Raw genomic sequence first — 23,724 nt, 5'->3', positions numbered from 1 at the left:
ACTCCAATCCCGGCAAACGTCGATTGTTCCCCGCCGACGTCTTGCCGGCGCCGCTCGGCGTCAGCGCCTGGCTATGGACTGTCGCGCCATCTCGCATTATTCGGATCCGGCAATATATGATTTCTGTCCATTCGGGCGCTTTTCGCTCGACGATGGTGCCCATGATTTCGCCGCAAGCCCTTTGCACATCGAAGCGATACAGGGCGAAAACAGGCGATAAAGGATCAAAAGAGAGCTAACGAGACATGAGAGAAACGGCGCAAGCGGCTGAAAACGCGGGAAAGGGCAGGTACTTCAAGGCGCCTGTTTTTGCCGTCGCGCCTATGATTGACTGGACCGATCGGCGCTATCGTTTCTTCGCGCGGCAGCTTTCGCGCCATGCGTTGCTCTATACCGAGATGATCGTCGCCGACGCTATCCTGCGCGGCGATCGGGAGAAACTACTCGGCTATGACTCCTCGGAACATCCTGTCGCGCTGCAGCTCGGCGGCAACGATCCGGCGAAGATGGCGCAAGCGGCGCGGATCGCCGAAGATTTCGGCTATGACGAGATCAACATGAATGTCGGCTGCCCGTCCGACCGGGTGCAGTCCGGCACTTTCGGCGCTTGCCTGATGCAGGAGCCGGCGCTGGTCGCTGAATGCGTGGCGGCGATGAAGGCGGCGGTCACGATTCCCGTCACGGTCAAATGCCGCATCGGCGTCGACGATCAGGATCCGGAGGTGGCGTTGCGCGACCTCGTCGCCCGCGTCAAGGCGGCCGGCGTCGACGCCATATGGGTGCATGCCCGCAAGGCCTGGCTGCAGGGCTTGTCGCCGCGTGAGAACCGCGAGATCCCGCCGCTCGACTACGGTCTCGTGCATCGTCTGAAAGCGGAAAATCCGAATCTTTTCATTGGTCTGAACGGCGGCCTTCAGACGTTGGATCAGGCGTTTTCGCATCTCGGGCCGCAATTCGCCGCCAATGCGGAGACGAACTCCGTGGCGGGAGACAAGAACGAACCCGCTCTCGACGGCGTCATGCTCGGCCGCGCCGCCTATCACGACAGCGGCCTCTTGACGGCGGCTGACGGCTATTTCGCCCATCCGCTGACGGGCGCCGAGTCCGCGCCGATCGAGCCGAGCGCCTTTTCCGATCAACACCACCGTCTGTCACTCGAATTCTGGGCCAGCGTTCGCGACGCCATGGCGGAATACGCTGCTCGTCATATCGAGAATGGCGGCCGGCTGATCCATGTCACGCGCCACATGGTCGGGCTCTTCCAGGGCTGGCCGGGCGCCCGGCGTTACCGCCAGATTCTTTCCACCGAAGCCACGCGCAAGGACGCCGGCCCGGAGGTGATCCATGCTGCCTTTGGGGCAGTTTTCGAGGCAGTGACCGTGCGGCAGGCGGCGGAGTAGGGGCGCGGCGGCTCGCTGCCGCTGCTTCCCTCATTCCTGTGACAAGCAGGAATGAGGGAGGAGGGGTAAGCGTGGATTGAGGACCGCGTGGCGTTTGGTAACCATGCCCCACAAAAAAACGGCGCCTCTTGCGAAGCGCCGCCCTTCAAATTCCGCGTCAAACGTCCGGCTTAGATTGCCTGGAGGTTGACGGCCTTCGGGCCCTTGCCCATGCGGTCCGGCTCGGTGTCGAAGCTGACCTGCTGGCCGTCCTTCAGGGTGGTGAGGCCGGCGGCCTGAACGGCGGAGATGTGGACGAAAACGTCCTTCGCGCCGCCGTCCGGCGTGATGAAACCAAAACCCTTGTCCTGGTTGAAGAATTTTACGATGCCCTTGGTGGCCATGGAAGAAGTCCTTTTCCTTCAGTCTGTCATTGCCGCAACCTCGCGCTTCAATATCACGCATCGGCTGCTTTAGGTAGTGTGCTCGTGCCCCCGAAGGGAAACGAACCTGTCGTCTTCAGCGAATGCTGAAAGGCGTCGAGTGGTCACGATATCGGGGAAAAGACGTCAACGATGCCGCTTGCGGCCGTCCCGGCGATAGCCGGGCTCAAACGAAAGTCCAGTCTCCGGGATTGAAAACGCCCGAACGATGGTAGGAGTGACAGCATTTGCGGGAAAAGGCAAGGGAAGAGTTCTACTGATGGCAGAACGCTGCAACGCTTTGCGCCGGCGGCTGTTGGCGCCGTCCGGCGAAGCGCCTGCCGCTGGCAAATGCCGTGGATTGCCTCGTTTCGAACACATTTTCGTCCCGACGCTGAGATGAGCGTGGCGCGCTCCTTCCTGTCGACACAGGCTTGCTGCTCACGCGGCAAACCGGTAGGTCTGGACCGAGACGAATATTTGACGAAGAACGGGTGCCGGCGTGATCGATCCCTATGCCCTCCTTGGAATTGACCGCGACGCCGACGAGCGGGCGATCCGCACGGCCTATCGCCGCGCGGTGAAGACTGCGCACCCGGACCGCGGCGGCGATGCGGAAGAGTTCGGCAAGCTGCAGGCGGCCTACGACCTCCTGAAGGACCCGGTGCGCCGCAAAGTCTATGACGACACCGGCTACGACCCGCAGCTCGTCGATCCCAAACAGCTCAAAGGCCTGATGATGCTGGAGACGCTCGTCAACGACTTCATCCTCGACTTGCGCGAGCCCGGCAGCTTCGACCCCGTGGCGGCGATGCGGCGAAAACTCTCCGACGACATCGTCAAGACCCGCTTCCACATCCTCGAACTGGAGCGCCACCGCTCCCGCGTCCGCAAACACCTCGATCGCCTCGGCCGGCGGCCGGAGACGGACGTGCTCGGCTCGATGCTGCGCGCCCGCAGCCAGTCGATCAGCGACGCGATCAAGAATGCCGAGGCGCAGATCGAGGCGATTGAGGAGGCGTATCAGATGCTGGAGGGGTATTCGTATGAGATGGAACCGCTGGAGGTGGAGGCGAAGGCGGCGGAGTAGGGGATGTCGTCGAGCGAGGCTTTGGCGAAGTAGCTCCCGGACGCACCCCTCTGTTCTGCCGGACATCTCCCCCACAAGGCGGGAGACCGGGCTCGGCGCGCCCTTGCCGCCCATCTTGCGGCCCAGGGTTAGTCGGCCGCTGAGGCAATACGCACTAGAGGCGAGGCGGTGATAGCTCAGGGAAACTTGTGACCGGGCGACGGCTCACGGCATTCCTTTGCACACCCAATATCGCCATTTATTGACCTAGTAAAACTCTCCAATGTCGGGCCGTGGAACTGAGCGACGAGCCGTTACTTCAGAGCATATGACTTACGCGAGCAAAGCTTGTTTTTTGATTAGACTGGTTCTGTGTTAAGATACTGGAAGTTCCGGGAACCACATCTTGAAACGGGAGGAAAAAGGATGCCTGTTCAAGTCCCGACGGATTTCCGCCGCGTAATCGTTGCCGCGTCGGTGGGAAACATCATCGAATGGTATGACTTCTATATCTTCGGAAGCTTGGCCGCGGTTCTGTCGGTCAAGTTCTTTGAACAATCAAATCCGGTCGCAGCTCTGCTGAGTACAATCGCGCTGTTCACGGCAGGATTCCTGATCCGTCCACTGGGAGCATTCCTCTTCGGCTGGATGGGCGACCGGGTCGGCCGCAAATATACGTTCCTCCTAACGCTCAGCGGAATGGGGTTGGGCACCGGCGCGATCGGCCTGATCCCGACCTACCAGTCGATCGGCCTGACCGCTGCGTTCCTTCTCTTCGGTTTGCGGATGATCCAGGGCTTGTGCCTGGGCGGCGAGTATGGCGGCGCCATTACCTACGTCGCCGAGCATGTGCCCGATGAACGCCGCGGCTACTACACCGGCTGGCTTCAGACCTCTCCGACGCTCGGGATCGTGGTGTCACTGGCGGTGATCATCGCGACGCGCACCTATTTTGGCAATGAAGCCTTCGACGCGTGGGCGTGGCGCGTGCCGTTCCTGGTGTCCTTCCTCCTGGTGGCCATCGCTATCTACATCCGGCTCCAGCTCCAGGAGACGCCAATCTTTCAGGAGATAAAAGCTAGGGGGCAGATGACCCGAAATCCCTGGAGGGAGGCCTTCCTCAGCTCAAACATCAAGTATGTGGGCATTGCCACCATCGTGCTGATCGGGCAGGGAGTGGTCTGGTACAGTGGCCAGTTCTGGGCGTTGTACTTCCTGCAGCAGGTTTCCAAGGTGGACGCGCTGACCTCGGCCTACATCGTGGGAGCCGCTCTGCTCGTTGCCACGCCGAGCTTGATCTTCTTCGGGTGGCTGTCCGACATCATCGGCCGCAAGCCGGTGATCCTGGGGGGCATGCTGCTGGCGGCCGCCACCTACTACCCGCTTTACCTGTGGCTTGGAACGGTTACGCAGCCCGGCAACATCAACTATCCGGTAGCGATCTTTATCATCTTCATCCTCGTTTGCTACGTCGGGATGGTCTATGGGCCGGTCGGTGCCTTCCTGGCGGAATACTTCCCCGGCAGGATCCGGTACACGTCGGTATCGGTGCCGTATCACATTGGCAATGGTTGGGGCGGTGGGTTGGTGCCCTTCGTCACCTCCGCAGCCTTCGCGGCAACGGGCAGCATCGGCTACGCATTGATCTATCCGATCGTGGTTCCTGCCGTGTGCTTCGTGCTGGGCCTATTGCTGATGCCCGAGACCCGCCGTGTAAGCATTTGGGAGCCGGTTCAGACCAGAACCGAAACGTAACAAGTCGCTCTGTGCGGGGCTGCTACTTGCCCGGCCGCCCCGTTTTGCCCTTGGTCCGCCCCTTGCGTTGCTTCTCCTCCGCCGGGTCCTCATAGGAGCCGACGCCCGGCTTGGCGCGAGTGAGGATCGGCTTTTCCGGGGCCTTGCCCGGCACTGGCTTCTCGGTCCTACCCACGGTCATCTCGTCGAGGGTGTTCTTGCGGAATAGTGATCCTTCAACCGACTTGCGCCCGGCGGGGATAGCCACGTCGCGGCCCATTTCGTCGAGGTCGGGCTTGCGGAAGAGGGGGCGTTCGGTGTCGGTGCCGGGACCCATGTCGTCAAGTGAGGGCTTGGCGAAGTAGCTCTCGGACGCACCCGCCCCTGTCCTGCCGGACATCTCCCCCGCAGGGGGGGAGATTGGGCTGGGGGTGGGCTTTCCGTCTCTCTTGCGCTCCGCGCTCCTGGCTTCCTCCCGCGCCATCGGATCGTCCAGCACGGCGAGTTCGGCTGCCTTGAGGCGTTTGATTTCGTCGCGCAGCCGCGCGGCGGTTTCGAAGTCGAGGTCGGCGGCCGCATCGCGCATCTGCTTTTCCAGCGCGTTGAGATGCGCCTGCAGATTGTTGCCGACGAGGTGGCCGGCCTCCGCGAAACCCTTGCCGGAGACGCCGGAGATGTCGGCGCGGACGTGGTCGCGCTCGTATACGGAGTCGAGGATGTCGGAGATCTTCGCCTTCACCGATTCCGGCGTGATGCCGTGCTCGGCATTATAGGCCATCTGCTTCTCGCGACGGCGGTTGGTCTCGTCCATCGCCCGCTGCATTGAGCCGGTGATGGTGTCGGCATAGAGGATGACCTTGCCGTCGACGTTACGGGCGGCGCGGCCGATCGTCTGGATGAGCGAGGTTTCCGAGCGCAGGAAGCCTTCCTTGTCGGCATCGAGGATGGCGACGAAGCCGCATTCGGGAATGTCGAGGCCCTCGCGCAGGAGGTTGATGCCGACCAGCACGTCGAAGGCGCCGAGGCGGAGATCGCGGATGATCTCGATGCGCTCCAGCGTGTCGATGTCGGAGTGCATGTAGCGCACACGAACGCCCTGTTCGTGCAGATATTCGGTCAGGTCCTCGGCCATGCGCTTGGTGAGCACGGTGACGAGCGTGCGATAACCGGCGGCGGCCGTCGCACGGATCTCTCCGAGCACGTCGTCGACCTGCGTCTTGGCCGGGCGCACCTCGACCGGCGGGTCGATGAGGCCGGTCGGGCGGATCACCTGCTCGGCGAAGACACCGCCGGACTGCTCCATTTCCCAGCCGCCCGGCGTCGCCGAGACGGCGATCGTGTCGGGGCGCATCGCATCCCATTCCTCGAAGCGCAAGGGCCGGTTGTCCATGCAGGAGGGCAGGCGGAAGCCGTATTCGGCGAGCGTCGCCTTGCGGCGGAAGTCGCCGCGATACATGCCGCCGATCTGCGGAATGGTGACGTGGCTCTCATCGATGAAGATGATGGCATTGTCCGGGATATATTCGAACAGCGTCGGCGGCGGCTCGCCCGGCTTGCGGCCGGTGAGGTACCGCGAATAGTTCTCGATGCCCTGGCAGGAGCCCGTCGCCTCCAGCATTTCGAGGTCGTAACGGGTGCGCTGCTCCAGCCGCTGCGCTTCGAGCAGGCGGCCGGCGCGCTCCAGCTCGGCGAGGCGATGGACCAGTTCCTCCTTGATCGCCTTGATGGCGGCGTTCAGCGTCGGGCGTGGCGTCACATAGTGCGAATTGGCGTAGATCTTCACCGACTTGAGATCACCGGTCTTCTGGCCGGTCAGCGGATCGAATTCGGTGATGGCGTCGATCTCGTCGCCGAACATGGAGATGCGCCAGGCGGCATCCTCCAGGTGGGCCGGGAAGATCTCGATCGTGTCGCCGCGCACGCGGAAGGAGCCGCGCTGGAAATCGACATCGCGCCGCTTGTACTGCTGCGCCACCAGGTCGGCGAGAAGCTGCCGCTGGTCGAGGCGGTCGCCGACGTTCATCTGGAAGGTCATCGCCGTATAGGTCTCGACCGAGCCGATACCGTAGATGCAGGAGACCGAGGCGACGATGATGACATCGTCGCGCTCGAGCAGCGAACGCGTCGCCGAGTGGCGCATGCGGTCGATCTGCTCGTTGATCGAGGATTCCTTCTCGATATAGGTGTCGGAACGCGGGACGTAGGCCTCCGGCTGGTAATAGTCGTAGTAGGAGACGAAATACTCGACCGCGTTCTCCGGGAAGAAGTTCTTGAATTCGGAATAGAGCTGGGCGGCAAGCGTCTTGTTTGGCGCGAGAATCACCGCCGGGCGCTGCGTCGCCTCGATCACCTTGGCCATGGTGAAGGTCTTGCCGGAGCCGGTGACTCCGAGCAGCACCTGATTGCGCTCACCGCCGGAAAGGCCGTCGACCAGATCGGCGATCGCCGTCGGCTGGTCGCCGGCGGGCTCGTAATCCGATTGCATGCGGATGGCGATGCCGCCTTCGGATTTGTCCGGCCGCGCCGGGCGATGCGGTGTCCAGAGCTTGCCGTCCTTGAACAGCGGATTGCCGCTCTCGATCAGCCTCGCCAACGCCTCGACGGTGGCGGTAACACCGGAGCCTGCAGTGAGCTTGTCCGCATCCTCCAGCGCGACGTCGAGACCGGCAACCGGGTTGAGCCCGGCGGCAGCGCGGGTCTTCGGGTCGGTCGAACCGCCCATCGAGGTGCCGCGAGCGGATTTGGACGCGGAAATCTCGACCTTCTTGCGGTGCTTGCCCGCCTTGGAGGCGACTTCATGCCGGTTCTCGAAGGTGCTCGCTTCCGCCTCCGCCTCCAACTGCTTCACCCAGTCGGAGACGTTGCCGGAGAGCGGCGTGCCGGAAAGTGGCGACTGCGGAGCTTCTTCAAAGCCGCTCGGCGCTGACGATTTTTTGGGGTCAGATTTCGGGGACTTCTTGGGTTCCTGAGCCATGGCGGGGAATATGGACAGAGTCAGCCCGAATGTGAAGGGGGAATGAGTACAAAAGGGAAACGGTGAGGTTGGTTTTCGGAAAACCTACCGCATCCTGTTATGCGCCACGATAACTTACCCTTTGGTCAAAAGCTTACCCCTGCCAAGGTAAATTACCCTTGGCGCTGGGATGTTCGACGGCTGCCAAATCCATCATGAAAATCGACGCAAAGCCGATCGCGCCTTTTCGACTTCGGCCCGCATGACGCAATCCTCTGCCGGGACCGGTCGTCGCACTCATGCTGTCGCCTTCACGAAATCGAGGGCGGAAACGGTGCGCTTCGGATCGATTTCGTAAGTCTCGGCGGTCACGATCCCCTGCACGACGAAGGGATCGGCGGTGACACGCGCATCGTATGCATCACGACTTTCCCCATGAGCGAGAATCGCGCCGCCTGCGGCGGGCTGAAGCGAGCCGACGCAGAGGAACACGCCTTCGGCGAAGCCCTGCGCGATCCAGGCGTTATGCGCCGCCATGAATTCCGACGCGGCCATACGGTTCTCTGCGAATCTCAGGAAAGTGATGAACATCGGTGCTCCTTGATCAAGTGGATTGCGAAAAGTCCGGCAGGGACGCTAGCCAACGTTCGATCCCGGCCACTTCGTTGCGGATGAATGCCTCGTCCTTGAAGGCGGTCGCCATCACCGCCACCCCCTGCGACCAGGCCAGAAGATGCAGCGCCAGCATCTCCGCCCGATCAACGGCACCAAGGGCGCGCATCTGTTCGGCGAGCCAATCGCGGAAGAGGCCGAAGATTTCGGTCGCGCGACCCTGCGCGGCGTGGTCCAGTTTGGCGAGTTCAGAGCAAAGTGTTCCGACTGGGCAGCCGAAATCCATGATCTGGGTTCGGTTGGCGATCAGCATATGAACGAAGGAGAGGATGCGCTCGCGCGGACCTTCGCCCTCGGCCTGCCAGCCGTCGAGCATCGCGCGTGTCCGCTCCATTCGCCGGGCAATCACGGCTTCGAGTATGTCGTCCTTGGCCTTGAAGTGGTGATAGAAATTCCCGCGCGATATGCCCACGGCTGCGGCGATGTCCGCAAAGGACGTGGCCTCCAATCCGCTCTCGTAGAAGAGGGCATCCGCCGCTTCGACGATCTGGTCACGGGTTGACTGTGCTGGCATTTACCCTCGACCCCTGTTTGACACATAAGCACTAGGACGACTGTCCTAGTGCTGTCAAGACGAGAACGTAAAGCGAGGGCGGTTCCGAAAAGCGCTGTCTTTCGAGCAGAAGTTGCCTGCGTTCCTTCATTCCTGTGCTCATCACAGAAATGAGGGAATGTCGGGTGGACAGGTAAGTCTCTTGCCGGCGGCCTTTCCGCTCGGCATCGTCGTCAACGACGATTCGCTTCCTCCCGAGGTCTTCATGCCATTCGCCATCAATCCCGCCTATGTCTGGCCGGTCCTGTTGCTGCTCCTCTCCAACATCTTCATGACCTTCGCCTGGTACGGGCACCTGAAGTTCACCTCTTCGCCCCTCTATATCGTCATCGTCGCGAGCTGGGGCATCGCCTTCTTCGAGTACTGGCTGGCCGTGCCGGCCAACCGCATCGGCCATTCGGTCTATTCGGCGGCGCAATTGAAGACGATGCAGGAGGTGATCACGCTCACCATCTTCGTCATTTTCTCGGTGTTCTGGCTGAAGGAACCGATCGGCTGGCATCAAATGATCGGTTTCGCGCTGATTGCGCTTGGGGCGTCGTTCATTTTCAAGGGGTGAGGGCGGCCGAAATTGCCCTTAACTGACTTGGCTCAATCGAGCAGGTCGAAGGCCCGGTACATCCAGGTCAATTGATAGAGGACGGCGGCCACGAGAAAAATGGCATGAAAGCGCCGGTTCGGCGTAATCGCCGCGACTATGCAAAGCGCAATGTAGGCGGCATTGCGCAGTGGGTATTCGATGCCGAAGGACTGAAAGTAAGCCCTTCCCTTCAGGGCCGTGTCGACGATGTCGACGGCGAAGGCGAGCGCCAGAAAGGCGAAGAACCACGCGCGCCGCGCATGAAGTAATGCTCGTAGCCGCTGTATTCATCGAGCGACGTGGGAAAGAGCAGCACGCAGAGAAAGAAGAAGACGCAGCAATAGAGGATGACGAAGAGGTAGACGCCGACGTCGATGACGGCGAGCGAATGCAGGTGGTACTCCCACCACCAGAAATGTACGAGGAAGACGAATATGAACAGGACCCATCCGAGATGGATCCAGTAGACCTTCGTTTTTCCCGGATGCTGGACGAAGAGTGCCACGCCGCTCAGGAGCCGCGCGAGACTGAGGCTGATCACCATGCCCATGACCACGCGGATATGCGAAAAGACCGCCGGATCGGGCTGGGGCGCATCCATGAGGCGGCTCCTATTCCTCCTCGGGGACCGGTGTGGGCTTGCCGGTCGAGTCGAGCGCCACCATCACGAAAATGGCGTCGGTGACCTTCTCCATCACATGCGAAAGGTAGCGCTGCGCCCAGGCCTCGACCTTGAGGGTCATCGAGGTGCGCCCGACCTTGATGATATCGGTATAGATGCAGAGCGTGTCGCCGATCTTCACCGGCAGCGCGAAGGCCATCTCCTTGACGGCCGCCGTCACGACACGGCCTCTGGCCCTCTCGGCGGCCCGGATGCCACAGGAAAGGTCCATTTGCGCCATAACCCAGCCGCCGAAGATATCGCCGGCGGCATTTGCATCGCCGGGCATGGCGAGCGTGCGCAAGGTCAGTTCGCCGTTCGGCTTGGTCACTGCAGTCATGCGGCCATCTCCCGGTTGCTCTGGCAAGCTTTAGCGCATCGGTGCTGTGCGAGAAAAGGTCGATCGCGACAATTCCGCGCTGAAGACGCAAGGTGCGGCACGCCCCATGGTTTCCCGATCGTTAATGACGACTGTGAAATCTAGCAGTCGTTTGTTAGGGGGTTTGCAAATGCCCGCCTCTATCCTGCACTCCTCGAAAAGGAGGGGCAGGGGATGAAGAGATTTCCGATTTCGGCGCGTCTTTACGCGCTTGTGGCCTTTGCGCTGCTGACCATGGCTGCGGCGCTGACATTTGGCCTGGTGCAGGCGCAGGAGAAGCTGGTGGCCGAGCGCAAGTCGATGCTCTCGGCGATGAATGAGAATGTAATCGCAGTGTTCGAGGCCTATCACGTCCAGGAAACAGCGGGAACGCTGCCGCGCGAGGAGGCGCAGAAGCGTGCCCTGGAGGCGATCAAGGCGATGCGCTACCAGGACAGCGGCTATTTCTGGGTGAACGACATGCACCCGACGATGGTCATGCATCCGATCAAGCCCGAGCTCGACGGCAAGGACCTTTCGCAGAACAAGGACCCGCACGGAAAGCTCCTCTTCGTCGAATTCGTGAAGACGGTTCAGGCCCAGGGGCAGGGCTTCGTCGACTATTACTGGCCGAAGCCCGGGGCCGATGAGCCGGTGCTGAAATATTCGCATGTCGCGGGCTTCAAACCCTGGGGCTGGGTGGTCGGCACCGGCGTCTATGCGGACGACCTTGCCGCGATGTTCCGCGAGCGCGCCTGGCAGATGGGTGGCATTCTGGCAGCGGCAGCGCTGGCGATCCTCATGGCGGCGGTCGCGATCGTACGGAGCGTCGTGCGGCCGGTCGAAAAGCTGAAAGTCTCAATGCGCGCCATAGCCGACGAGGACCTCTCTTCGGACGTGCCGGAAACCGATCGCGGTGACGAGATCGGTCAGATGGCGAAGGTGCTCGTCGTCCTGCGTGACTCGGTCAAGGAGCGGGTTGAGCTTCGCTCGCGAGAGGCGGAGCAGCAGGACCGCTTGAATACCGAACGGCGCGGCAATGAAGAGCGCCAGCGCGCAACGGCACAGGTTCAGTCTCAGGCAATGGAGACGATCGGCATGGCGCTCGAGCGGCTGGCGAGCGGCGACCTCACCGCCGAGGTCGTGCGGATCGCGCCGGAATACGCCAAGCTCAAGGACGATTTCAACACGGCTGTCGCCGCGCTTCGCGATGTTATCGGCGCGATCTCCCAATCGACCGAAATCGTGCATGGCAGCGCCGGCGACATCTCCGAGGCGGCGAACAACCTGTCCCGCCGAACCGAACAGCAGGCGGCCGCACTCGAAGAAACCGCGGCGGCCTTGGACGAGATCACCTCGACCGTTCGTCATGCCTCGGATCGCGCCCATGAAGCGCGAGACATGGTCAACGAGACGAAGGCGAGCGCCGCGAAATCCGGCGGCATCGTGCGCAACGCGATCGACGCAATGGGCCGGATCGAAGCGTCTTCGAGCCGGATCAGCCAGATCATCGGCGTCATCGACGAGATTGCCTTCCAGACCAACCTGCTGGCGCTCAATGCCGGTGTCGAGGCGGCGCGGGCGGGTGAAGCCGGCCGCGGCTTTGCCGTCGTCGCGCAGGAAGTGCGGGAACTCGCCCAACGTTCGGCGGGTGCGGCCAAGGAAATCAAGGACCTGATCAGCACGTCGGTGAAGGAAGTTGGCGCGGGCGTCGAACTCGTCCGTTCGACCGGCGACGCGCTGATGGAGATCGAGACCCTGGTCAACCGGGTAAACGAGCAGGTAGCCTCGATAGCGACTGCGGCCCGGGAACAGGCGACGGGCTTGCAGGAGGTCAACACCGCGGTAAACAGCATGGACCAGATGACGCAGCAGAATGCGGCCATGGTCGAGGAGACCACGGCGGCAAGCCAGACGCTGGCGCAGGAGAGCCGTGAATTGAAGGCGCTGCTCGAGAAGTTCCGGCTGCAGGAGGCGGGTGATTCCGCAGCCTTCGGCCGAGCCGCCTGAAGCGGTAGAAGTTAGAGATTTCTGAGAGGGCCTGCGTTCGAAAGGACGCGGGCCTCTGTCATCCAGCCGATGTCCGCTGTCCGATTATGCCACGCCCGCCGCGGATCCTATCGGTGGTTGTGAGTGTGGCCGCGATTTCGCGGGACTTGACGCGCCACTGCAGTCGAGTTCACATACAGACGCGAGGGGCTCAAGGGTTGCGCCACCCGAACCATGGATTTGATCCGAAAGGGAGATTCCTGTGTCGTCTGTCAAGCGTTTCATCCTGCGGTCCGTCGCCGTGGTCTTAATGACGATTGGCTTCCTTTCGGCCTGCACCGTCGTTGTCGATGAGCCGCGCCCCGGTCCCGGCCCCATCCGCCCGCCGGGTCCGCAAATGTGCACGATGGAATACGCACCGGTCTGTGGCGAACGCGGCAATCGCATGCGCACATTCCCCAATGCCTGCCACGCCCGCGCCGATGGCTTCCGGGTCGTGCACCGCGGCGAGTGCCGGGCCGATTTCCGGCCGCCGGCAGAGCGGGCCTGCACGCGCGAGTTCGCGCCTGTCTGCGGTGAACGCGGTGCACGGCGGCAGACATTCCCGAATGCCTGCGTGGCGCGCGCCGAGGGCTTCCGGGTCGTTGCGCCCGGCGAATGCCGGCGTGGCGATGATCGCCCGCCGCCGCAGTTCTGTACGAGCGAATTCGCTCCTGTCTGCGGGCAGCGCGCCGGCCGGCTCAGGACATTTCCGAATGCCTGCGAAGCACGCGCGGATGGCTTCAGCGTCGTTCATCCCGGCGAATGCCGCTAACCCGGCACTCGGTCCAGGAGTCACTCGTTGGGGCCTGCGTTCCCGGGGACGCAGGCTTTTCTTTGCGTCGCGTGGTCGTCGATAAGACGGCGGCGCCGTCCGACGGATCGCCGGATTAGGTAAGCTGCCGGAAAGGCTTCATTTACCACGTCTGCATAAACTGTCGCTGACATCGACTTTTTCGGCCGCCGTGCCCGCCTGGTGACATAGCCGGCGGTCACTTTCGGTCGCGGGCGGGCGCGCACCGTCGAGGCTTCGGCTTGGTGCTGGATGAAGGCGGCAATGAGTATGGCGTATGTTTCTCTTCTCCACAGGCCCTTGACGGCGCTGCTGCTGTCGATTCCGCTCGTCGCCTGCACGACCGACGTGCTTTCGCCTCCAGCGAGAATTGATAGCGGCTCGCGCGTCGGCGCCATCAGGCCGACGCCGGTTGCCGATCCGGAGCGGGAAGTCGCCGCTTATCCGTCGGCGGAACCGGTAGCGGTGGTCAGTGACACGTCCGCGGCATCCGCTCCTGAGCAGTTGAACCGGCTGCCGATGATCGACAGCGAACCGGTGGGGAAGACACAGATCGCGAGCGCCGGCCCGATGACGATCCCCCCCGAAGGCGTCAACATGGACGCCATGCTCGGCGTCGAACCGGTCGTCGGATTGGCGCAGGAGCAGGCCAACGAAATCGCCGAAGGCAATGCCACCCAGCCAGTCGTTGGCGGCATCGGCGAGGACGATGTGCGCCAGCTTGGCGGGCAGTCGCAGGTCGCCCCCGTCGATACAGGTCCCAGCTATGATCCCGACCTGCCGCCACTGACCCCCGCGCAAATCGCAGCGGAGGAGGCTAAGAAGGGGCGGTACGCCGAGCCGCAGCGGAGGAGCCGCGCACAGGAGCCGCAGCAGGTGGCTTTCCTGCCGCGCGCCCGCAATCCACTGTCTGCGCCCGAATATACGGGCGAAATGCCGGGCTCGGAGATCGCCTGTCGTCAGCGGCTGAGGAAGCTCGGCGTCGTTTTCCGCGACGTGCCACGCATCTATAATGGGCCTTCCTGCGGCATAGACTATCCGATCGAACTCAGCGGCCTTTCCGGGAACATCGCCGTCAAGCCGGCGGTAAAGCTCAACTGCCAGGTCACTGAAGCCTTCGCCAAATGGGTCAAGTACGAGCTGGCGCCGTCCTCGCGCTATCGCTACTGGTCGGGCGTCAAGACGATCAAGCCGCTCGGCGGCTATTCTTGCCGGACGATGAACTCACGCCGCGGCAATCCGATGTCGGAACATGCGCGCGGCAATGCGATCGACGTCGGCAAGTTCGTGCTGAAGAACGGCAAGGAAATCGACGTGCGCAGAAAGGGCTTCTTCGCCTTCCGCGAGCGCGGCCTGTTGAAAGCGGTGCGCAGCGATAGCTGCAAGTACTTCAATACCGTGCTCGGTCCGGGCAGCGATCCGTTCCACAAGGATCATTTCCATTTCGATCTGAGGACACGCAAGTCCGGTTACCGGCATTGCGATTGACATACGCCGCCCAAGAATGCGCGATGTGCATAAAAAAGGCCGGCGGGGGCCGGCCAAAACACCGGAGGTTAGGGGAGGCTCCGACGTGCAAATCACGAGAGCGGGGTGCTCCCGGCGTCAAGGTGATTGAAAAGCATCACCGTTTCATGACAGTGATAAGCCTTCGCCTCTGCCGGCAATGGCCGTTGCCGGATTTCTGCACAGTCGGGATTCCATGCCGCCGCTCTCGGAACTGCTGATGTTTGCCCTGGCGCTGGCTGCGGCCGGCGTCGTTGCCGGCGTTCTTGCCGGTCTCTTCGGCATTGGCGGCGGCGCGATTCTCGTGCCGGTTTTCTATCAGGTCTTCGGCGTCCTCGGTATCGACGATGCGGTTAGGATGCATCTCTCCGTCGGGACCTCTCTTGCGATCATCGTGCCGACATCGGTCCGTTCCTTTCTGTCGCACTACCGGCGGGGCGTGGTCGATATGGATCTCCTGCGCAACTGGATCCTTGCCGTTCCGCTCGGCGCAGTTCTCGCGTCGTTGATCGCGGCCCATGTCAGCAGCGAGACCTTGCGGCTGATCTTTGCGGTGATCGCGCTCGCCGTCGCGTGCCGGATGATCTTCAATCGCGCGAACTGGCGCATCGGCGCCGACCTTCCGAAGAACCCGGTCAAATGGCTCGTCGGCGTCGCGATCGGTGTCCTTTCCGGTCTGATGGGGATCGGCGGAGGGGTGCTCAACAACACCTTCATGACGCTGCACAACCGGCCGATCCACCAGGCGGTGGCGACGTCCGCCGGAGTCGGCGTGCTGATCTCGATACCCGGCCTCTTCGGCTATGTCTGGGCCGGATGGGGTGAGCCCGGCTTGCCGCCGCTATCGACCGGCTTCATCAACTGGATTGCCGTGGCGCTGATCATTCCGATCACGCTCTTGGTCGCGCCGGTCGGTGTGGGCCTGGCGCACGCCTTGGACAGGCGCCAATTGGAAGCGGGATTCGGTATCTTCATGGTCCTAATTGCCTTGCGCTTCTTCTACAGCCTTTATGGTTAGCCGGGATGAAGATTCGATCCCTTGGCGGTCGAACCTGTGCGATAATCCTTGAGTTTATGGGGGTCGGCGAGGCTAAGTTGATGCAGCTCCGCAGCCCCGCTGTTTGACCAAGCATACATTATATTTAATTGTATATTGATCATATGAAACGGAGGGCACTCATGGCTGCAGCGGCCACTGCAAGACCAGACGTCAAGGGCTTTTATGAGGGACGGACGGGGAGCATCCAATACGTCGTTTCGGATCCATCTACGAGGCGCTGCGCCATCATTGATCCGGTGCTCGACTTCGACGAGAAGTCGGGAACGACGGCGACCGTGCAAGCCGACCTGATCCTCCACTACATCGAAGAGAACGACCTGGCGGTCGAATGGATCCTCGACACTCATCCGCATGCGGACCATTTTTCGGCCGCCGCTTACCTGAAGGAAAGGACCGGAGCGCCGACCGGCATCGGATCGGAAGTCGTGCGCGTCCAGAAGCTTTGGAAATGCATTTACAACTGGCCGGAATTGGCAGCGGATGGCTCGCAATGGGACCATCTCTTCACCGACGACGAGCACTTTTCGATTGGCGAAATCGGAGGGCGCGTCATCTATTCGCCGGGTCATACGCTCGCTTCCGTCACCTACCTCGTCGGTGACGCGGCCTTCGTGCACGACACGATCTTCATGCCGGATAGCGGCACCGCACGCGCGGACTTTCCGGGTGGCGACGCCCGTCAGTTGTGGCGCTCGATCGATGCCATCCTAGCGCTGCCGGACGAGACCCGCATCTTCACCGGCCATGACTATCGGCCGAACGGGCGCGAGGCGCGCTGGGAAAGCACGGTTGGCGAGGAGAAGCGCTGCAATCCACATATTGCGGGCATGACCGAAGAGCAATTCGTCGAGTTGCGCGAAGCGCGCGACAAGACGCTGCCAATGCCGAAGCTGATCCTGCACGCCTTGCAGGTGAATATTCGCGGCGGCCGGCTTCCGGAGCCGGAGGCCAATGGCGGGCGCTACCTGAAATTTCCGCTCAACGCGCTCAAGGGAACGACGTGGAGCTGAGGGAGAGGGGCCATGGGAACGGTGATGAAATTCCGCAATGTTCGTCCCGACATGGGCGAGCGGACGGCTGAAGCTACGGCGCTGCTCAAAACACTGGCAAACCAGAACCGCTTGAAGATCGTCTGCACCCTGGTCGGAGGCGAGCACTCGGTCAGCCAGTTGGAAGAGACACTGGGGATCCACCAGCCGACCCTGTCGCAACAACTGACCGTACTGCGTGAGGCCGACATCGTCGCGACGCGGCGGGACGCCAAACAGGTCTTCTACCGGCTCAAGGAGGAGAAGGCAGCGCGTCTGGTCATGGCGCTTTACGGGATCTTCTGCCGCGAGCATACCAGGCACTGAGTGTGTTCCGATTGGTAATTGTCTTCAGCGATCCGTTGGCCGGTCGCCACCTCGATATTGGCGGAATCGATGTTCGTTGACGCAGCGTCACCTGCAAATTTGTTCTGGACGGGCTGCAAATCCATGTGAATCGGCCCATATAGAGCAGCACCTCTGCCGATATCGCACGGTTTCCGGATCTGTTCATGACACCCATCGTTTCCATTTCCAACCTGTCGAAGACCTATGCCTCGGGTTTTCAGGCGCTGAAGGGCGTCAGTCTCGATATCGAGGAGGGGGAGATTCTCGCTCTTCTCGGGCCGAACGGTGCCGGCAAAACGACTCTCATCTCGATCGTCTGCGGCATCGTCAATGCGACCAGCGGCAAGGTCACCGTCGGCGGCAACGATGTCGTGCGCGACTTCCGCCAGACCCGGGCGATGATCGGGCTCGTGCCACAGGAGCTCACGACGGACGCCTTCGAGACAGTCTGGAACACCGTTTCCTTTTCGCGCGGGCTGCACGGCAAGAAACCAGACCCGGCCCATATCGAAAAGGTGCTGAAGGACCTCTCTCTCTGGAACAAGAAGGACAACACGCTGCGCGAGCTTTCGGGCGGCATGAAGCGGCGTGTGCTGATCGCCAAGGCGCTCTCGCATGAGCCGCGCGTGCTCTTCCTCGACGAGCCGACCGCCGGCGTCGATGTCAGCCTGCGCAAGAGCATGTGGGATGTCGTCCAGCGGCTGCGTGCCTCAGGCGTGACGATCATTCTGACGACGCACTATATCGAAGAGGCGGAGGAGATCGCCGACCGGATCGCCGTCATCAATGGCGGAGAGATCCTGCTCGTCGAGGAGAAAGATGCGCTGATGACGAAGCTCGGCCGCAAGCAGTTGCGCGTCGATCTCGCCCATCCGCTGGAGCGCCTCCCGCAATCGTTGGCATCCTATAACCTGACACTGGACGAAGACGGGCAATGCCTGATCTACGATTACGATACCAGTGCGGAGCGCACCGGCATCACCGCGCTCCTCGCGGCACTCGCCGAGGCCGGTATCAGGCTTCGTGATATCTCGACGCGGCAGAGTTCGCTCGAGGACATTTTTGTGGAGATCGTGGAGGCTGGGCGATGAACATCGAAGCGATCAAGTCCATCTATTTCTTCGAGATGGCGCGTACGCGCCGCACGCTGCTGCAGAGCGTCGTCTCGCCGGTCATATCCACTTCGCTCTACTTCATTGTCTTCGGCGCGGCCATCGGCGGACGCATTCAGGAGATCGAGGGCGTATCCTATGGCGCGTTCATCACCCCCGGCCTGATGATGCTGACGCTTCTGACGCAATGCATCGGCAACGGCTCGTTCGGTATCTATTTCCCGAAATTCACCGGCACAATCTATGAAGTGCTGTCCTCGCCGATCTCCATGATCGAGATCGTCCTCGGCTATGTCGGGGCGGCGGCGACAAAGGGACTGATGATTGGCACGATCATCCTGATCACGGCGTCGCTGTTCGTGGATCTCAGCATCGCCCATCCATTCGCGATGCTCTTCTTCTTCGTTCTGACCGCGATCACCTTCAGCCTGTTCGGCTTCATCATCGGCATCTGGGCGAAGGATTTCGAGCAATTGAACCTGATCCCGATGCTGGTAATCCCGCCGCTCGTCTTCCTGGGCGGCAGCTTCTACTCGATCGACATGCTGCCGCCGTTCTGGCAGGCGGTCAGTCATTTCAACCCGGTGCTCTACCTGATCAGTGGTTTCCGCTGGAGCTTCTTCGAGATTTCCGACGTCGATCCGCTCGCCAGCGCAGCCATCATGCTCGTCTTTCTCGCCCTTTGCATGTCCGTTCTGACCTGGATTTTCCGCACGGGTTACAGGCTGCGCAACTGACGGTCGGCGTCAGTTTCCGGTCGATGGAAAGAGAGCCTCCCAAACGCTCGTCTTGTTGAAGCTCCAGTCCCTTTGCGGGACGCAACGTTTGTCCGGCGTACCAACGACCGCTTCGACGAGCATTTCGGCATCGCGAAGCTTCTGATTGACGCTGTTTTCACGCAAAATCGCAAGCATGGCGGTGGCCCTGTCCCGGTTGGCAATCGCAGACGAGACCAGTCCCTTATAGGTTCGATCCTTGAAGAAGGTTGCGCCCGCAGCCGCCAGCAAGCGGTCATGTTCGTCAGGAGTGATGAGCTCCGCCTGCAGGCAGCGCGCCAGCGTTGCCTGGACATTCACAAGTGGCTCGCTTAAGGGAAGAAAGCCCAATTCGGCGGGCCCGTGAGATTGCGCGACTTCCGCGTCGTCTTCCAGCGCGCCGCTTGCATAATCCTCGTAAATCCGTCCGATGCCGACCATCCCGAAAGGTGCGCATTCCGCCGCACGCAGAGCCCCCATGCTTGCCGCTCCAAAGATGTGAACGCCCTCGGCAAGCCCGAAGAGGATTTCCTTATGCCAAATAGCCGGCACGTATTCGTAGACGCCGTCCACGAGCCCGATCACATTGGCGCCCTCCTGGATCGCCTTGTAGAAGTCTCCCTGTCTCGCAGGCGGACGCAATTGATAGGCCGGATCGGGTGTTAAGCTTGCGCCGTAGAATGTTGGTCCGCCGAAGATAACTCTCATCTTGAGCTCAAAATTCTTTTCAATGCCCGGGGTCCGAATCGCCGTTTACGGTTTCCGTCCGGGTTCTCCAATTCGGGAACGAGAACTTTTGCGACGCTGAAGTTCCGTTCCCCTGGATTGAGTGGAACCGCGATCGCGGAGCTCACTCCCGCCGCCTTCAGCTTGTCGACAACGAAGGCCAGCATGTCCTTAAGCGTCGTACCGGCGCTTATTTCGAACCGAGCCGCGTAGGGAACCGGATTCAACAGCAGGAGGTCCCGCAGGTGTGCGGGCAGGTTCCGCGAAAAAGTCTCCGGGTGGATGTCGTCGCGTGCGCCGCTGATATACGTCAGCCGCGATTGCGCCGCCTCGGTAACCGCCCTGATCGCGGCACGCACAGGATTGGGGTGCGCGCCGTAGCCGCCTGTCACTTCGATGTAGCGAATCTCCGCATTGGGGGCTGCCTGAGGAGCGATGAACGCCTCAAAACAAGGGATGCCAATATCGTTGGTCACGTCGAAGACCTGCAGTTGGAACCCGGCTACATTTATTCTCCGGGCGAGGTCGCTCAAAACAGCGTCTTTGATCGAATGCACATCGACGCACTTGCCTTTTTTCTCTTCTCCCGAAACGAATTGCCAGATGGTTGTCGCATCGCGTTCAATCCGCTCGAGCAAGCCATGGAACATCGCTTCCAGAAGAGTATTTCCGGACGCCAGGCCGTCGGATGACTGCCAGAACCGGTTGTCCTTGGTGTCGTCGAGCAAGAGGGCGTCACGCGGCACCCAGACATCGCGCTCCGATACGATATCGCGGCCGAGTGTCCAGTCGACGAATTCATTGGCGCGGATTTCCGTTTGCGCGGCCTTGATCAAGCTATGCAGCGGATCGACAAAAGCGCCCTCGTCGTTCAGCGACTGAACGCTCATTCGCCTCGTCTCAACTTTGGGATCCTCGGCAACGGAGCGCTCCAGGGCCTCCATTGCGGCTGAGACCTTCGCGTCGATATCAAGGATGCCTTTTCCCTGGTTGATCGCGATCGAGCGCGAATTGGGGGCGACGGCATTCCACACGGGGATGCCGATTTGATCGAGGTCCGTCAGCCTTGCGAGACGGGTTATTCCGTGAGCGGAAAGGGAAGAAGAGATGCGCGCCAGAGTCTCATTCGGGGTGCAGGCGCGATCCGAATAACAAATCACTGGCGCGTCACTTGCCATGTCGCTAGCTGAGATCACTCAGCAGGCGTGCGGTACATATGGCCGGAGAAGGCCGGCTCTTTTGTTTCGAACGCGACGGCGATATCGACTGTGGAGCCGGTGCGGTAGACATGGCCGGAGAAAGCTGGCTCTTTTGTTTCGAACGCGACAGCAATGACCGCTGCGGAGCCGGTCTTGTAAAAATGGCCGGAGAAGGCGGACTCTTTTGCTTCGAAGCAGACTGCCAGATCAGCATCCGAAGCAACTTCGTCTATGATCTCGGTTCGGCCGTCGGTATGTGCGACAAAGTCCTCGCGCTTTCCCTCCATCGGCGTAACGGTGCCTGCGCCGAAGTCGACAAGCCAAAGGCCAGTTTCACCCTTTACACCCAGAATCATCATTTGCGACATGCAAGTCTCCTGTGCTGGTGAGTAATAAAAAAGTGCTCTTATGTGGTGCCTCGTACGACGCAACTGACCATAGCGAATGCCCTCGTCGAATGAAAGCGGCCGTTGTAATTTAGCAGGCGTTCAATCATTATAAGCAGGCAGAGGGGATGGCCGTCAGGCTGACGCAACTTCCGTTTGGCAAGTTCTACTTTGGGTGGATGTCCCCGAGCGCAGGACGGCTGGTGGCAATACATGAGATTTTCACTGCGGACTTTTGGCGGTTTGGAACTGCTCGACGGGCAAGGGAGCACCGTCGCTTTCCCGGAAAAAGGGCTCGTGATCCTCGCCTATCTGTTTGCGACCGATCGGCCTTCGGTCACAAGAGCAACCGTGGCAGAGCTGCTTTGGGGAGACGCCAGTCTGGCGACTTCATTCACCAATCTCCGCAGCTTGATTTTGAGGGTAAAAAGCCGACAATCGGAGCTCAACGCGCATTTTCTCTCGTTTTCCGAGAACCGGATCGAGCTCGATCGGACTTCGCTCGACTGCGATGTTTCGCCGTTCGGAGCAAGCGGATCCCGCGAACCTTTCGAGAGGTTGAAGCTGCTCGTCGAATGTCTGCAGGGGGTGTTCCTCGACGAAATCAACCTCAGGAATCCCATCTTTGATGGCTGGCTGGCGCAGCAACGAGAACGGCAACTGGTAGGGCTGGAACACGCCTTGCAGACCCTTACCCCTCTCGCTTCGACATCTGACCAGCGCGGCCTTGTCAAGGAAGCGGCACTTGTTGTCTCCCTTGCGCGCCCGCTGGACGAGAGTGCGCACGAAGCTCTTCTGCGGGCTTACGACGCTCAGGCGGAGGTGGATCATCTTCGACGCACTTTTGAACGGCGCAACGATCGGCTGTCGTCATGGACATCGACGAACCAATCGAGCGCGCCATCGCAGGTCGCCGTTCGGTCGCCAAGCTTAGAGGCGGTATCAGCGACCGAACCGGCTACCCAGCCGATGGCCCGAGTGCCACGATTGGCATTGCTGCCACCCGGCAACTACAGCCGCGACCCGGCATCTGCGGCGATCGTGACCTCGCTCCTGGAGGATATCACCATCGGCTTTTGCATGCTCAACAGCATTCAGGTCCTGGCTCCTTACTCCGCTCTTCAGATAAGCCGCAAAACGGAAGATCAGCTGGCAACGTTCGAGCACCACGGCTTCACCTACGTACTCGACACTCGGCTAACCGGGGGCCTTGACGATCTTTCTCTGTTCTCACAGCTCATCTTTTTTCCGACCAGCGAGGTCGTTTGGGCCGAACGGTTCAGCCTCGGCGGGATGGAGCTCGCGCGGAACAAGCGTGACATTTCTCGCCGCCTGGCTCTTTCAGTAGCAAGCGAGATCGAGCGCCACAGGATCACGCGCTCCCATTTCGAGCAGAACCCCGCCGCCTATCACCGCTATCTCATTGGACGGCAGTATTTCAGCCGCTTGACCCTACCCAATCTGCGGCGCGCCAGGAAGGAGATGAAGGCTGTGCTGCACGAGAGCGCCAACTTCGCTCCAGCGCTGAGTTCGATCGCGCGAACCTATTCGGAGGAGTGGCTGCTGACGGCACGCGGCGACGCGGATCTGCTGAAATCAGCCGAAGCCTATGCATTGCAGGCGATCGAAGCGGCTAACGACATGGCGGATGGCTATCGCGAGCTTGGCGTGACAAAACTACAGCAAGGCGCACTCGACGAGAGCGTCGAAGCGTTGGAATTGGCGGAAACGCTCAGTCCCCATTATGCGGATGTCATCGCCGACCATGCGGACACGCTGGCCCACTATTCGCGTCTGGACGACGCGTGTCAGAAGATCGAGCACGCCATCGAGCTCAATCCGCTGAGCCCCGATGCCTACCTTTGGACAGCCGCCGGCGCCAATTACGGTCTCGGTCGTTTCGAGGCGGCGCTGTCCTACGTCGATAGGATGACCGAGCCCAGCTTGGCCGACCGGCTTTCGGCTGCGAGCTGGGCCATGCTGGGCGACAACACAAAGGCACGCGTTTTCGTCCGCAGGGCTCGCGAAACACACCCGGACTTTGATGTGGAAAAGTGGCTGTCGATCGTGCCTATCAAGGAGCAGTGGCACAAGGACATCTATCGTGAGGGCCTGAAGAAGGCGGGATTTTGAACTTAGAACCTGAGGGGAAGGGAAAGCATATGGCGAGAGTTGCTGTTATCGGCTTCGTTGGCGAGGAAGGTCTTTATGTCGTCGACCTGGATTCTGGGAAGGTCGCGCCGCTGACGGTGCCCAGCACAAGCCCTTTGCAAACCGTTGTCGATCTCAAGACTGCTGGCGCAACGGTGGTCAAGGGTATCAACGTGGCGATAGGCGTCGAATCGGTCGAGGATGCATTTCACGGCCGGTTCGACGGGTAAGCTCGCCTACAGCGCCGCGCG

General features: G+C 61.2%; 22 protein-coding genes and 1 pseudogene. 14 read left to right on the top strand and 9 right to left on the bottom strand.

Features of this window, described 5'->3' with window-relative positions:
* The first annotated feature begins 245 nt into the window (after positions 1–245).
* Positions 246–1,400, top strand: a complete 1,155-nt coding sequence (gene dusA / locus AYK65_RS09020; protein ID WP_046120852.1) for a tRNA dihydrouridine(20/20a) synthase DusA — start codon at positions 246–248, stop codon at positions 1,398–1,400.
* Positions 1,401–1,570: 170 nt separating this feature from the next.
* Here dusA and AYK65_RS09015 read toward each other — a convergent pair whose 3' ends face one another.
* Positions 1,571–1,783, bottom strand: coding sequence for a cold-shock protein (locus tag AYK65_RS09015; RefSeq protein ID WP_026613872.1), 213 nt, complete (start codon positions 1,781–1,783; stop codon positions 1,571–1,573).
* Between the two features lie 520 nt (positions 1,784–2,303).
* On the opposite strand from AYK65_RS09015, the gene AYK65_RS09010 reads away from it, so the two are divergent.
* Together AYK65_RS09010 and AYK65_RS09005 are read left to right on the top strand one after the other, a co-directional pair.
* Positions 2,304–2,891 carry a J domain-containing protein gene (locus AYK65_RS09010; RefSeq protein WP_026613873.1) on the top strand — a complete coding sequence of 196 codons (588 nt, stop codon included), beginning with the start codon at positions 2,304–2,306 and terminating at the stop codon, positions 2,889–2,891.
* Positions 2,892–3,296: 405 nt separating this feature from the next.
* Positions 3,297–4,625: an MFS transporter gene (locus tag AYK65_RS09005; protein WP_026613874.1), complete on the top strand. Its 1,329-nt coding sequence runs from the start codon at positions 3,297–3,299 to the stop codon at positions 4,623–4,625.
* 22 nt (positions 4,626–4,647) lie between these two features.
* On the opposite strand, the gene uvrB is transcribed toward AYK65_RS09005, so the two are convergent.
* The 3 genes from uvrB to AYK65_RS08990 all read right to left on the bottom strand — a co-directional run bounded on the left by uvrB (position 4,648) and on the right by AYK65_RS08990 (position 8,743).
* Positions 4,648–7,578, bottom strand: a complete 2,931-nt coding sequence (gene uvrB / locus AYK65_RS09000; protein ID WP_081158199.1) for an excinuclease ABC subunit UvrB — start codon at positions 7,576–7,578, stop codon at positions 4,648–4,650.
* A 276-nt stretch (positions 7,579–7,854) separates the two neighbouring features.
* Complete coding sequence (locus AYK65_RS08995) at positions 7,855–8,148, bottom strand: YciI family protein (protein ID WP_081158198.1); 294 nt, start codon at positions 8,146–8,148, stop codon at positions 7,855–7,857.
* Between the two features lie 13 nt (positions 8,149–8,161).
* The gene (locus AYK65_RS08990; protein ID WP_046120854.1) at positions 8,162–8,743 is read right to left on the bottom strand and encodes a TetR/AcrR family transcriptional regulator; all 582 of its coding nucleotides are present in this window, start codon (positions 8,741–8,743) and stop codon (positions 8,162–8,164) included.
* 244 nt (positions 8,744–8,987) lie between these two features.
* Here AYK65_RS08990 and AYK65_RS08985 point away from each other — a divergent pair, with 244 nt between their 5' ends.
* A complete protein-coding gene (locus AYK65_RS08985; protein WP_081158211.1) occupies positions 8,988–9,341 on the top strand; it encodes a DMT family protein in 354 nt (117 codons plus the stop codon).
* 32 nt (positions 9,342–9,373) lie between these two features.
* Here the strand turns inward: AYK65_RS08985 and AYK65_RS08980 are convergent.
* Positions 9,374–9,963: pseudogene (locus AYK65_RS08980) on the bottom strand (hypothetical protein).
* 10 nt (positions 9,964–9,973) lie between these two features.
* Positions 9,974–10,363 carry an acyl-CoA thioesterase gene (locus AYK65_RS08975; protein ID WP_026613880.1) on the bottom strand — a complete coding sequence of 130 codons (390 nt, stop codon included), beginning with the start codon at positions 10,361–10,363 and terminating at the stop codon, positions 9,974–9,976.
* Between the two features lie 213 nt (positions 10,364–10,576).
* Between AYK65_RS08975 and AYK65_RS08970 the strand changes: the two genes are divergently transcribed.
* The 8 genes from AYK65_RS08970 to AYK65_RS08935 all read left to right on the top strand — a co-directional run bounded on the left by AYK65_RS08970 (position 10,577) and on the right by AYK65_RS08935 (position 18,993).
* Positions 10,577–12,391 (top strand): methyl-accepting chemotaxis protein, encoded by a 1,815-nt coding sequence (locus AYK65_RS08970; protein WP_081158197.1) that lies wholly within the window; start codon positions 10,577–10,579, stop codon positions 12,389–12,391.
* A gap of 241 nt (positions 12,392–12,632) precedes the next feature.
* Entirely contained in the window at positions 12,633–13,184 is a 552-nt protein-coding gene (locus tag AYK65_RS08965; protein ID WP_139793156.1) for a Kazal-type serine protease inhibitor domain-containing protein, read from the top strand.
* A gap of 288 nt (positions 13,185–13,472) precedes the next feature.
* Positions 13,473–14,690 carry an extensin-like domain-containing protein gene (locus tag AYK65_RS08960; RefSeq protein WP_081158196.1) on the top strand — a complete coding sequence of 406 codons (1,218 nt, stop codon included), beginning with the start codon at positions 13,473–13,475 and terminating at the stop codon, positions 14,688–14,690.
* A 214-nt stretch (positions 14,691–14,904) separates the two neighbouring features.
* Entirely contained in the window at positions 14,905–15,726 is an 822-nt protein-coding gene (locus AYK65_RS08955) for a sulfite exporter TauE/SafE family protein (protein WP_026613884.1), read from the top strand.
* A gap of 161 nt (positions 15,727–15,887) precedes the next feature.
* The gene (locus tag AYK65_RS08950; protein ID WP_046120855.1) at positions 15,888–16,778 is read left to right on the top strand and encodes an MBL fold metallo-hydrolase; all 891 of its coding nucleotides are present in this window, start codon (positions 15,888–15,890) and stop codon (positions 16,776–16,778) included.
* Between the two features lie 12 nt (positions 16,779–16,790).
* A complete protein-coding gene (locus AYK65_RS08945; protein WP_026613886.1) occupies positions 16,791–17,123 on the top strand; it encodes an ArsR/SmtB family transcription factor in 333 nt (110 codons plus the stop codon).
* A gap of 185 nt (positions 17,124–17,308) precedes the next feature.
* Complete coding sequence (locus AYK65_RS08940) at positions 17,309–18,235, top strand: ABC transporter ATP-binding protein (protein WP_026622123.1); 927 nt, start codon at positions 17,309–17,311, stop codon at positions 18,233–18,235.
* On the top strand, positions 18,232–18,993 hold the full coding sequence (locus AYK65_RS08935) for an ABC transporter permease (protein WP_026613888.1): 762 nt from the start codon (positions 18,232–18,234) through the stop codon (positions 18,991–18,993). Before AYK65_RS08940 ends, AYK65_RS08935 begins: the two co-directional genes overlap by 4 nt.
* A gap of 9 nt (positions 18,994–19,002) precedes the next feature.
* Here the strand turns inward: AYK65_RS08935 and AYK65_RS08930 are convergent, their stop codons facing one another.
* Genes AYK65_RS08930 through AYK65_RS08920 form a run of 3 tightly spaced genes read right to left on the bottom strand, consistent with a single transcriptional unit; the run spans position 19,003 to position 21,304 of the window.
* Positions 19,003–19,719 (bottom strand): TfuA-like protein, encoded by a 717-nt coding sequence (locus tag AYK65_RS08930; protein WP_046120856.1) that lies wholly within the window; start codon positions 19,717–19,719, stop codon positions 19,003–19,005.
* Positions 19,716–20,915 carry a YcaO-like family protein gene (locus AYK65_RS08925; RefSeq protein ID WP_081158195.1) on the bottom strand — a complete coding sequence of 400 codons (1,200 nt, stop codon included), beginning with the start codon at positions 20,913–20,915 and terminating at the stop codon, positions 19,716–19,718. The genes AYK65_RS08930 and AYK65_RS08925 overlap by 4 nt, the downstream gene beginning before the upstream one ends.
* A 14-nt stretch (positions 20,916–20,929) precedes the next feature.
* Positions 20,930–21,304, bottom strand: a complete 375-nt coding sequence (locus tag AYK65_RS08920) for a hypothetical protein (protein WP_052728675.1) — start codon at positions 21,302–21,304, stop codon at positions 20,930–20,932.
* Positions 21,305–21,535: 231 nt separating this feature from the next.
* Between AYK65_RS08920 and AYK65_RS08915 the strand changes: the two genes are divergently transcribed.
* Positions 21,536–23,455 (top strand): AfsR/SARP family transcriptional regulator, encoded by a 1,920-nt coding sequence (locus tag AYK65_RS08915; protein WP_081158194.1) that lies wholly within the window; start codon positions 21,536–21,538, stop codon positions 23,453–23,455.
* A 29-nt stretch (positions 23,456–23,484) separates the two neighbouring features.
* A complete protein-coding gene (locus AYK65_RS08910) occupies positions 23,485–23,703 on the top strand; it encodes a hypothetical protein (RefSeq protein ID WP_026613892.1) in 219 nt (72 codons plus the stop codon).
* Positions 23,704–23,724 lie beyond the last annotated feature (21 nt).

The organism is Ensifer aridi (assembly GCF_002078505.1).
GTDB classification, from domain to species: domain Bacteria; phylum Pseudomonadota; class Alphaproteobacteria; order Rhizobiales; family Rhizobiaceae; genus Sinorhizobium; species Sinorhizobium aridi.
This window is presented reverse-complemented; position numbering and strand designations above follow the sequence as displayed.